Source organism: Candidatus Termitispirillum reticulitermitis (assembly GCF_054655775.1).
In genome coordinates this window covers 1-10130 of sequence record NZ_BAAIHG010000047.1, presented here as the reverse complement: position 1 = coordinate 10130, position 10130 = coordinate 1, and the positions used below count along the sequence as shown (strand labels likewise).

Below are 10130 nucleotides of genomic sequence, written 5' to 3'. Positions count from 1 at the left end.
GAGCGTCATTTTGCAACCAATGGAAGTAAGAAAGGTAGTCACGCACAGCACCAAGCGTATATTCTTCAAGCGATGTCCTGAATAATTCTGCAACATCAGCGTGTATAATAATGTCGCAGTCTAAATAGAGTGCCTTATCATATTCAGTCAGCACATCTGATATGAATAGCCTGTAATAGGACGAAGGAACAATATAGGAACTTGTATAAAACATCGTGGCTGTTTCTTTGCTTATAGCAGAACCTACATCCCTCACTTCAATTGTTATATTATTGTGCGTTTCTGCCAACCTGCGTATTTTGTCAACATGAGCAGTGACCAAGTTATCGCTTGATGTCAAAATATAGATTTTGTAATTATTTTCACTAGAACTGTTGGCTATTAACGAGCAGATTGCTACCCCTGCATAAGGCAGGTAATTGGCATCACAAGCAAAGACTACAACTATATCATTATTTTGCATATCTTTTCCTAACCCCCTTTTCATCGTGTTCACTTTGCATGAACATATCGTTATATGACTTATAGTTATATAAATAGCTAAAAAACTAATATTTAATAACTATAAGTTATATTAAGGGTATTTTATATGGCAATACGAACGTTGTGTCAATACCTTTATGTTATATAATTAAAAATAAATATAACGTAGAGTGATGACAATGACACGATTGAGAAGTTTGCTTGCTACTAATATGAAAGCCTGTCGGGCGCAACTTGGCTATTCACAAGCCAAATTAGCCGACAGGGTGGACACGTCCACCAACTATATCGCTCTGATAGAGAAAGAGAAGAGATTTCCAACAGATTCTATGCTTGAAAAAATAGCAGAAGCACTAGATAGAGAGCCTTACGAACTATTTGCACTAACACCCATCCAGCAAGACTGGCAAGAAAAATTGATTACCGATATGATATATTTTCTGCAAGGTAGGCTAAACAAGTTGCGTGAATAAGCGGTAAAACACTCTACAGCGGTAATAGCGGTGGCGAGTTGATGCAGTAACTAACCTTATTGGGTTAAGCGATGTTAACACTGAACTTAGAGATATACGTGTGCTCGTAGAAGGTGGTGGCGGTATTACGGAGGGGGAAATTTTTCTCTAAGAATCAACCACCCAGATATGCCTTTCTGACGCTATCATGTTTCAGCAGAGCTTTAGCGTCATCATCCATTATGATTTGTCCAGTGGCGATTACATAACCCCTATCTGCTGTTTGCAGTGCTACGTGTGCATTCTGCTCTACTAGTAGGATAGTCGTGCCCTGTGAGTTTATCTCACGGATTACCTCAAATATCTGCTGAACAAATATCGGCGATAATCCAAGCGAAGGTTCATCAAGTAGCAATAGTTCAGGTTTGCTCATAAGTGCCCTGCCGATAGCGAGCATCTGTTGCTCACCGCCCGACAGAGTGCCACCGAGCTGTTTACGTCTCTCATTCAATCGGGGGAACATCTCGTGAACACGCCTTAAATCCTCATCTATACGTTCTTTATCTGCTCGCAGGTATGCTCCAAGTTGCAAGTTTTCTTCAACGTTTAACAGTGGAAATATCTGTCTGCCCTCAGGCGATTGCACCAGCCCTGCACGGACGATTTTCTCTGCGGGAACGTTGGTTATATCAGTGCCATTAAAGCTGATTTTCCCAGCAGAGCTTTTTAATATGCCACTTATGGTGTTTAGCAGAGTGGTCTTGCCTGCGCCATTCGCACCTATAATGGTAACGATTTCGCCCTTATAAACATTTATTGACACCCCGTGCAGAGCCTGTATCTTGCCGTAGTTTGTTTTTAGATTCTTAACTTTCAGCATCGTCGTCCCCCTTGCCAAGGTAGGTCTCTATTACTTTCTTATTATGCTGCACCTCGCTGGGTTTGCCCTCAACTATCTTTTGTCCATAGTCCAGCACGGCTACTTTGTCTGATATGCCCATTACAAGCCCCATATCATGCTCTATAAGCAACACTGATTTGTGCATATCATTGCGAACCTTGTCTATAAAGCGCATTAGTTGTTTTGTTTCCTGTGGATTCATACCTGCTGCTGGTTCATCAAGCAACAGCAGTTCTGCACCTGTAGCTATGGCACGGACTATTTCAAGTTCACGTTGCCTGCCATACGGCAAGTTTTCTGCCCGCTCGTTCCGCATATCAAGCATATTGATATATTCTAAATATTCATTAGCCTTTTTGTTGACTTCGTTCCGCTCACGCCAAAAGTGTGGCAAACGTAGCATTGACGAGAATATACCAATATCTCTATTGTAGTGCATAGCAAATATTATATTTTCAGCAACGGTCAGTTGCTTAAACAGACGTATATTCTGGAATGTGCGTGCAATGCCCAGCCACGTGCGTTCATAAGAACGTTTTTTGTTAATGTTTTCGCTGTTAAAGAACACTCCCCCAGCGGTAGGTCTATAGATACCCGTGATTAGGTTAAATACTGTCGTTTTGCCTGCACCGTTAGGACCGATAAGCCCTACTATCTGCTCCCGTTCTATTGTGAGCGACAGGTTTGACACTGCCTTTAAGCCGCCAAACTGGATAGATATATCACGTAGTTCTAGTAGTGGTGTCATAGCATATCCTCTATAAGTTCACGCGAATGTTGCCGAACAACCCTTGCGGTCTGAACACCATTATGATAAGCAGTGCTAGCCCATACATAACCATCCGATATTCGGTAGCAAACCGCAACACCTCTGGTATTACAGTCAAGATAATAACGCCAGCTGCCACACCGAGCAGGCTACCTGTTCCGCCTAGCACCAGCATAGACAGCTGTTCAAACGAGCGGGTGAAGGCAAAATCTCCTGGGCTTATAAACGTTATCTGGCATGCATATAACGCCCCGCCTATACCAGCAAAACCAGTGCCTATAGCAAAAGCGAGCATTTTATATTTAGCGATATTAACGCCCATCATCTCTGCGGCGATTTCGTCCTCACGTATGCCGCGCAGTGCCAACCCAAAACGGCAATTTGTTAGGTTGAACATTACAATAAAACCAACTATCGCGAGTATAACGCTTATAAGTGGCGTAGTGTAATGGGGAATGCTACTTATGCCAAGTGCGCCATGCGTTGTAGTGCTATTTAGAAATAGAACACGCACGATTTCTCCAAAACCCAGCGTGGATATTGCCAAATAGTCTCCGCGTAGTCTTAATATAGGCACTCCCAACATAAAGCCTGCAAGCCCCGCAATGAGTCCTGCGAGTGGCAGGGCAAGCCAAAAGGGAACGTTCAGGTCTAGCATTAGCAGTGTCACAGTATATGCGCCAATACTCATAAATGCGGCGTGTCCAAGAGACAGCTGACCCGTAATACCCGATATTAGGTTAAGCCCCTGCACTATTATTATGTTTATGCAACACATAGTTATTATCTGCAACGTATAGCTATTAAATATTGCGTCCATATACTTTACACCTTCTCTTTAACGTTGCTGCCGAATATGCCGGTAGGCTTAATTATAAGCACTAGTATCAGTATGCCGAATGCGATAGCATCCCTAAAAGCTGGTGCTATAAACGCCACGCCGAACACTTCTGCCACACCGAGCGCAAATCCGCCAACCATAGCTCCCGGTAGGCTACCGATACCGCCGAATACTGCAGCAACAAATGCTTTCAAGCCATACATAGAACCCATATTAGGGTCTGCTACGGTGTAGAATACTCCCACCAGCACCCCAGCCGCAGCCGCAAGTGCGGAGCCGAGCGCAAATGTAAAACCGATAACTTTATCAGGGTTTATACCCATAAGTCTAGCCGCATTTATGTTTTGAGAGACTGCGCGCATAGCCATACCGGCTTTTGTTTTGTGGACAATAAAATATAATATAAACATCAAAACTAACGAGGCAGTGATGATAAAAAGTTGCAAACCCGATATATTCATCCCCGCTACGTTCCAGCTACCTAGCTCCAATACAGGAGGGAACGTTACGCGCTGGGGTCCATTTATAATAGCCACCGTATTAGATAGCACTATAGACATACCTATAGCAGTAATTAGTGCATTGATGCGGGAAGTGCCACTAGCACCAGCATGCTTAACGCGAATTTTACCCTTTGCCAGTAAAAATATCACCACACCGATAAGCGCAAGTCCCTCATAAAATACTGCAGACGTAAATAACGTATTCATTCCATTTCTGCCAAGAAAGGCAGCCGCCGCTATCACGCCCACCATGATAACTGTGCCTATAAGGTTACTAGCACTGGGAGAGCGCAGAGGTCTGTAGGCAGTCCGCTCTATGAGAAGACCAAGCAACATACAGAAAGCCATTGCAACCAATATAACCACTATAAAATTGCTACTAAAATGAACTGCCACATAGAAACCCACAAATGCACCTAGCATAAACACATCGCCATGTGCAAAGTTAATGAGCTTAACTATGCCGTAAATCATAGTATAGCCGAGCGCAATCAGAGCATAAATGCCGCCGAGCGTAAGTCCATTCAATAATTGCTGAATAACCATAATAATTTTCAATGATAGCAAATATTTTTAACAATTTCAAGATAATATATTGATTAGATTTTCTTTTTTATCTTTTTTATCTTATAATGCCTTATAATATTCATAAAGTAGGCGGAGGCATAGATGCCTCCGCCTATTGTATTGCTAGCCCATTTGAGTCTAGTTAATCAACTTCCATGAGTATCCACCCTTGCCATCATCCACGAACTCTTGAACAAAAGGGACTTTCCTAGCATTGCCTTGTTCATCAAAGCTCATCTTGCCAGATACGCCTTGAAAATCTTTTGTACTAGCAAGCTCCGCCCGCATTTTATCGCGTTGTTCTTTGCTGGTGCAGTCGTTCATGCCAGATTTTTTCATAGCTTCGGCAAATAAATATATACCATCGTAACCTTGTGCACTGAACATATCGGCAGTTTTCTTCTGCTTGTTCATCTTAGAGATGAACTCCTTTATTACAGGCACATCAGCATTAGGAGCAAATCCTGCAAAGAACACCGAGCCAAAGGATGCTGTTTTAGCCACGTTAAAGACTTCTGCTGATTGCAAACCATCGCCACCCACGAGCGGAACTTTTATCCCTTGTTTGCGGAGTTCTAACAATATTAAAGCTGCCTCTTGGTAGTAGCCAGAAAAAACTACCGCATCAAAAGTCTTGTTCTTAAGAGCCGTTATCTGTGCCGATATATTAGTATCGCCATCACTGATAGACTGTTCAGCCACAACACTGCCGCCGTTACTTAGGATAGATTCCTTGAATATTTTGGACAATCCAACAGAGTAGTCATTGTTGACAGATGTTATAATGGCGAAGTTCTTCCAATTCTTATTTGCCGTCAAGAACTTGATTGTCTGCGGAGCACCATCGCTATCAAGCAATGTATCGCGGAAAACGAACGGCATATTGTCTGTTACACCCTCAGCCGTAGCACCTGCTGATAATACAACTGTGCCACTGTCGTTTGCTATCTTACCTATGGCAAACATCGCTCCAGACGTAACTTCGCCTAATATGGCGCAAACTTTGTCGTTGTTAATCAGGCGTTGGGTAACGTTAACCGCTTCTGTCTTGTCGCCACGACTGTCGTAGTGAACAAGTTTTAACTTCTTCCCGTTGATACCACCTTTGTCATTGATTTCATCTACTGCCAGTTGAGCACCACTTAGGTCTGATAGCCCGTAGATAGCAATGCTACCAGTTTCTGGACCTTGGACACCAATTACAAGCTCGTCCCCTTTGCTCTTACCGCAACTAACACTCGCAAGCATTGCGCAAACCGCAAATACTGCCAATAAAAATTTCACTTTCATAGTTCTAACATGCCCTCCAATAAATATAATTTTGCATTCTAACAGAAAACAAATAAAAATGAAAGATGTTTGGCAATATTGATGAGATAGCGGTGGCTGATTATTTTGAGAATATCCAGCTGACACCGTCTATGAAGGGCACACGTTTTGTGTAGCCACGTTGGTGCATAGCGTCTATGATAAACTGTCTATACTCAGCCCACTTAGGCTCCCAGCCTGTATCTGCTCCAAAATATACAACCACGCTTTTATCGTCTTTCACGTGCTCTAGGGCTTTGTCAAGCTCTGCAATGCTATCAGGCTTTATACTTATAGCCTCACGAAGATTCATTATAGCAAGTATCCTATTGTCTGTATATGATATGCAGATAGCTGCTATATCCCTGTATGGTTCAGCAATTTTTGCATAGTTGGCACGCTCATAGTATCCAGTTATTTTAATAGGTTCTACTCTGTTATAAAAACCTATAAATGAAATTATCAGCACCATACCCGCAAATAGCTGGCGATATAGGGGAATATCATATACCACTCGGCTAATAAGTTCATTTATAAATAGTATTAGCAATAAAGCTATCGCTGGAGATATTGCCAAGTAACGCCAAATAGGGGTAGAGGGATAATCTGATATTAAAACATTTGCCAGTATGTAGGCGAATATGCCTATCGCCATAGAAACACACAGTTGCACAGCAAGTCCCTGCAATGCTAACGGTTGTTGACTAAAGCTATGCTCTGGCTCTGAAACATCAGAATAGACATATATTTTAGCTTTGTTATAGAATAAGAAACCTATAACAGCAATTACAAAAATGCACCAGAATATCGCTCCAAATCCGTTTGCTATAAGAGTAAAGGCTTCAGAAAATCTTTTTAAGTGTGTGCTAATACTATAATAAGTTACGGCATGTGATATAGCAAACGAATGCACCGCAAAGAGCATATATGCAGTAAAGCTGGCTACAAGAGCAACTGCACATTTAGCAATATCCATAAAACGTTTGCGATAGAACAGTAGCACAACAGGCACAACGGATATACCCGCGAACCATAACAAAAAGTAATTATGTGCATCAAAACCTAAAAAGAATGTGAGTGCGAGCAGCAGATAAAACCTTTTTGTTAACCTAGAACCATCCAACATGTTCAATAACAAATAAATAGACAAAACACAAAAGAACGCTGATAGCATATATGAGCGAGCAAAGGTAGGCGTGTAAATACCAGCAGCACTGAAACCATAGAAAACAAGGGGCAGTAGAGCAAGCCTGCCCGACAGGAAACGTCTCGATATGACGTATAAAAGAATGCACGTTCCCAAATAGTAAGGGATATTCAACAACACTCCTAGCCAATAGCTAAAAGTATTGGGAAATAGCATTGAAGCTAGGTGAAGTTGAATATAGTGTGTAATAGAATGTTCTGGTTGCCTAGCTCTCAACCTATTCAAATGAGATAACCCTTCATTCGGCTGTGCCGTTACAGAATTAAACAAGTCCTGAGAGGAATGCCAGACACTACCAGCACCAAAGTCATTATATACCCTATCAACAGTGTTAGGAATGAGTGCGAAAATCGTTTCAGCACGATTAGCAGTCACAATTATGGACATTTCCTCGCCAATATTACCCTTAGCTTGGTCTCTATAGTAGGCTACAAACATCAGTTGAATGGCGACTATAATAGCAAATAACGCCCAGTTTTTAGCCAGCACCCACCTGTGCAGTCCCTTGTAAAAGCAACACCAAGATATAGCTACCGCAAACAGCGAAAGTATGATAAAAGGGGGAATAAACTTGTTTGGCAACACAGAATATTTGCTTAAATATGCTCGTTCAACCTCCATAGAAAAACCGCTCTTTTCGCTTGATAAGGTTATTGTGAACTGCTCGGGAATATTCCCTTTTACAGCCTTTGATGAGTTAAACCCATCTCTTAGCATACCAAAGGTTCTATTAGTCTGCCTGCCCGATTTATCAACAAATGATAGCCATGCTGCCCTAAATCTGCTATTAGTCGTATTAAGCCTAGATATAAGCAATGATACCCGCTTGTAGTCTTTTGTCGCCCTATTACCTAAATCAACGATTATGCTAGAGTTATCAGATACATCGCTACGTAGAACATTCTTGTCCACGCCAACTATGCTGAAGTTGTCTAGGTTCTTATATAGTTCTTGTTGTGATATTTCTAAATGTTTCTGCCACTTCAGAGGCACTGCATCTGTTCTGCCTACAAAGACGAACGACAGCAGCGCATAGATACAAACAATGACTGCTAATGATATGAGAACAAAGAATAGATGTCTAAACTTGTTGACAAAATCCTGTAAATTGCTATAAAACACTGCTATTCACCCCTCTTTTCACTTTGTAAAATAAACCAAGGTTATTTTTACACGTTTTTTATCCCTTATATCACGAATATTTTCACTTGTCAAAGAAACGTTATAAGCTGTAAGGGTGGACTTTTCCTCACCCGTCTAAGTGGAGGGAGTTTTCACTCGTCAACTTTGTAAAAATAACCTTGATTAAATTTACAAAGTTTTTTATTGGCTTATGAGCTATCACAGGAGCATATTTGACGTGCTTTCGTCAAGCATAATTTATTTGTTTCTAGTCCAGTCAAGTATAATTGCCAGATGTTTTATTGACAAGTTAGAAATAACGTTATATCATCACCCTATATTTATTTAGGGGGATTAGACTTATGCTAGAAGCTAAACTTGGCAGGACAGGACTCTTTGTAAATAAAGACGGTTTCGGTGCGTTGCCGTTGCAACGAGCAGACATGAGAACTGCGGTAGCAATACTACAGCGGGCACTTGATAGTGGCATAGACTATTTTGACACTGCCCGCGCTTATACTGACAGCGAAGAAAAAATCGGCAAAGCTATAGCGTATAGGCGTTCTAGTTTTATACTTGCAACAAAGACAGGTGCGAAGACCCCAGACGCTTTTTGGAAAGATTTAGAAACTAGCCTAACCCTGCTAAAGACAGACCATATTGACGTTTACCAATTTCATAACCCCGATTACTGTCCTAAGCCCGATGACGGCACCGGTATGTATGAAGCTATGCTAGAAGCTAGGCAACAAGGGAAAATCCGTTTCATAGGCATAACTAACCATCGTCGCCATATCGCGAAAGAAGCGGCGGAAAGCGAACTATACGATATCCTGCAATACCCTATAAACTATCTATCCACCCCAGAGGAAGTAGAGCTTACTCAGCTATGTATGCAGAAAAATGTTGGTTTTATTGCTATGAAAGCGTTGAGTGGAGGGTTGCTTACTGACCTTGCCTTGTCGCGTAGCTGGCTTGCAATGCTCGTGAATGTCGTGCCTATTTGGGGTATTCAACGTGAGAACGAACTGACCGGTCTAGTAAAAGCAATAACTGGCTCAATTATCCCCGAAGAAGAGATGAAAAAACGCATTGAAAAGGATAGAGCTGAGTTATCGGGTGAGTTTTGCCGTGCTTGCGGTTACTGCTTGCCCTGCCCTGCTGGTATTGAGATATTTAGCTGTGCACGTATGTCGCTAATGTTACGTCGTTCCGTCCCTGCACTATGGCTCACCCCTGAGTGGCAGGAAAAAATGTCTAAAATCAACAACTGCATAGGTTGCGGACATTGCAAGGCTCATTGCCCTTATGGACTAGATACGCCTAACCTGCTGAAAAAGAATTACGAGGACTATAAAACGTTCCTATAATTTTGCGTTATTTTTAACAATCTCCCCTCTAAAGAGGGGGAATTGTTAAAGTTTCTAATCTTGTTGCTCATCATCATTGTCGCGTATTACCGCTATTGATATTATCTCATCGCCACCAGTGTCCATTAGTCGCACACCTTGTGTCGCCCTACCTACGACCGATATATTTCTAACAGCAAAACGAATTGCTTTGCCACTCTTAGTCACTAGCATTACATCATCGTTAGGTTGCACTTGCATAGCTCCCACTATATCGCCAGTTTTAGCAGTAATATTAGCAAGCTTTACTCCACTACCACCTTTTGACTGCTCGCGATATTCGGACAACTCCGTCCGCTTGCCATAGCCATTAACGGTGACAGACATTATAGCCCCATTATCGTTGATAACCTCTAACGATACCAGCCTGTCGCCACCTGATAGACGCATACCGCGCATACCGCCAGCCATACGCTTGCGCGTCTTAACGGCTTTAGCAAAAAACTGTATAGACTTGCCATGCCTAGACGCCATAAATATCTTGTCGTCATCAGACGTGAGTAATGAACCCATCAGTTCATCCCCCTCATCCAGTTTTATAGCCCTCGTAATTCTTTTTCAGCAGGTT

General features: G+C 42.1%; 9 protein-coding genes and 1 pseudogene. 2 read left to right on the top strand and 8 right to left on the bottom strand.

The features are described 5' to 3' along the window. Positions 1-463, bottom strand: a 463-nt coding sequence (locus AC1MDJ_RS05595; RefSeq protein ID WP_479689960.1) for a glycosyltransferase family 8 protein, incomplete at its 3' end; no start/stop codon positions are given. A gap of 199 nt (positions 464-662) precedes the next feature. On the opposite strand from AC1MDJ_RS05595, the gene AC1MDJ_RS05590 reads away from it, so the two are divergent. Continuing rightward, positions 663-956, top strand: coding sequence for a helix-turn-helix domain-containing protein (locus tag AC1MDJ_RS05590; RefSeq protein WP_479689959.1), 294 nt, complete (start codon positions 663-665; stop codon positions 954-956). A gap of 373 nt (positions 957-1329) precedes the next feature. Here the strand turns inward: AC1MDJ_RS05590 and AC1MDJ_RS05585 are convergent. The 6 genes and pseudogenes from AC1MDJ_RS05585 to AC1MDJ_RS05560 all read right to left on the bottom strand — a co-directional run. Next, positions 1330-1815, bottom strand: a pseudogene (locus tag AC1MDJ_RS05585) (ABC transporter ATP-binding protein); the annotation flags it as partial. Further along, positions 1802-2584 carry an ABC transporter ATP-binding protein gene (locus tag AC1MDJ_RS05580; RefSeq protein WP_479689958.1) on the bottom strand — a complete coding sequence of 261 codons (783 nt, stop codon included), beginning with the start codon at positions 2582-2584 and terminating at the stop codon, positions 1802-1804. The pseudogene AC1MDJ_RS05585 and the gene AC1MDJ_RS05580, both read right to left, overlap by 14 nt. Before the next feature lie 10 nt (positions 2585-2594). Continuing rightward, positions 2595-3425, bottom strand: a complete 831-nt coding sequence (locus AC1MDJ_RS05575) for a branched-chain amino acid ABC transporter permease (RefSeq protein ID WP_479689957.1) — start codon at positions 3423-3425, stop codon at positions 2595-2597. 5 nt (positions 3426-3430) lie between these two features. Then, positions 3431-4495: a branched-chain amino acid ABC transporter permease gene (locus AC1MDJ_RS05570; RefSeq protein ID WP_479689956.1), complete on the bottom strand. Its 1065-nt coding sequence runs from the start codon at positions 4493-4495 to the stop codon at positions 3431-3433. Positions 4496-4654: 159 nt separating this feature from the next. Next, entirely contained in the window at positions 4655-5806 is a 1152-nt protein-coding gene (locus AC1MDJ_RS05565; protein ID WP_479689955.1) for an ABC transporter substrate-binding protein, read from the bottom strand. 100 nt (positions 5807-5906) lie between these two features. Then, positions 5907-8153, bottom strand: a complete 2247-nt coding sequence (locus AC1MDJ_RS05560; RefSeq protein ID WP_479689954.1) for a hypothetical protein — start codon at positions 8151-8153, stop codon at positions 5907-5909. A gap of 362 nt (positions 8154-8515) precedes the next feature. On the opposite strand from AC1MDJ_RS05560, the gene AC1MDJ_RS05555 reads away from it, so the two are divergent. Further along, positions 8516-9523, top strand: coding sequence for an aldo/keto reductase (locus AC1MDJ_RS05555; protein WP_479689953.1), 1008 nt, complete (start codon positions 8516-8518; stop codon positions 9521-9523). A gap of 54 nt (positions 9524-9577) precedes the next feature. Here the strand turns inward: AC1MDJ_RS05555 and AC1MDJ_RS05550 are convergent, their stop codons facing one another. Then, positions 9578-10075 carry a DNA gyrase C-terminal beta-propeller domain-containing protein gene (locus AC1MDJ_RS05550; RefSeq protein ID WP_479689952.1) on the bottom strand — a complete coding sequence of 166 codons (498 nt, stop codon included), beginning with the start codon at positions 10073-10075 and terminating at the stop codon, positions 9578-9580. Positions 10076-10130 lie beyond the last annotated feature (55 nt).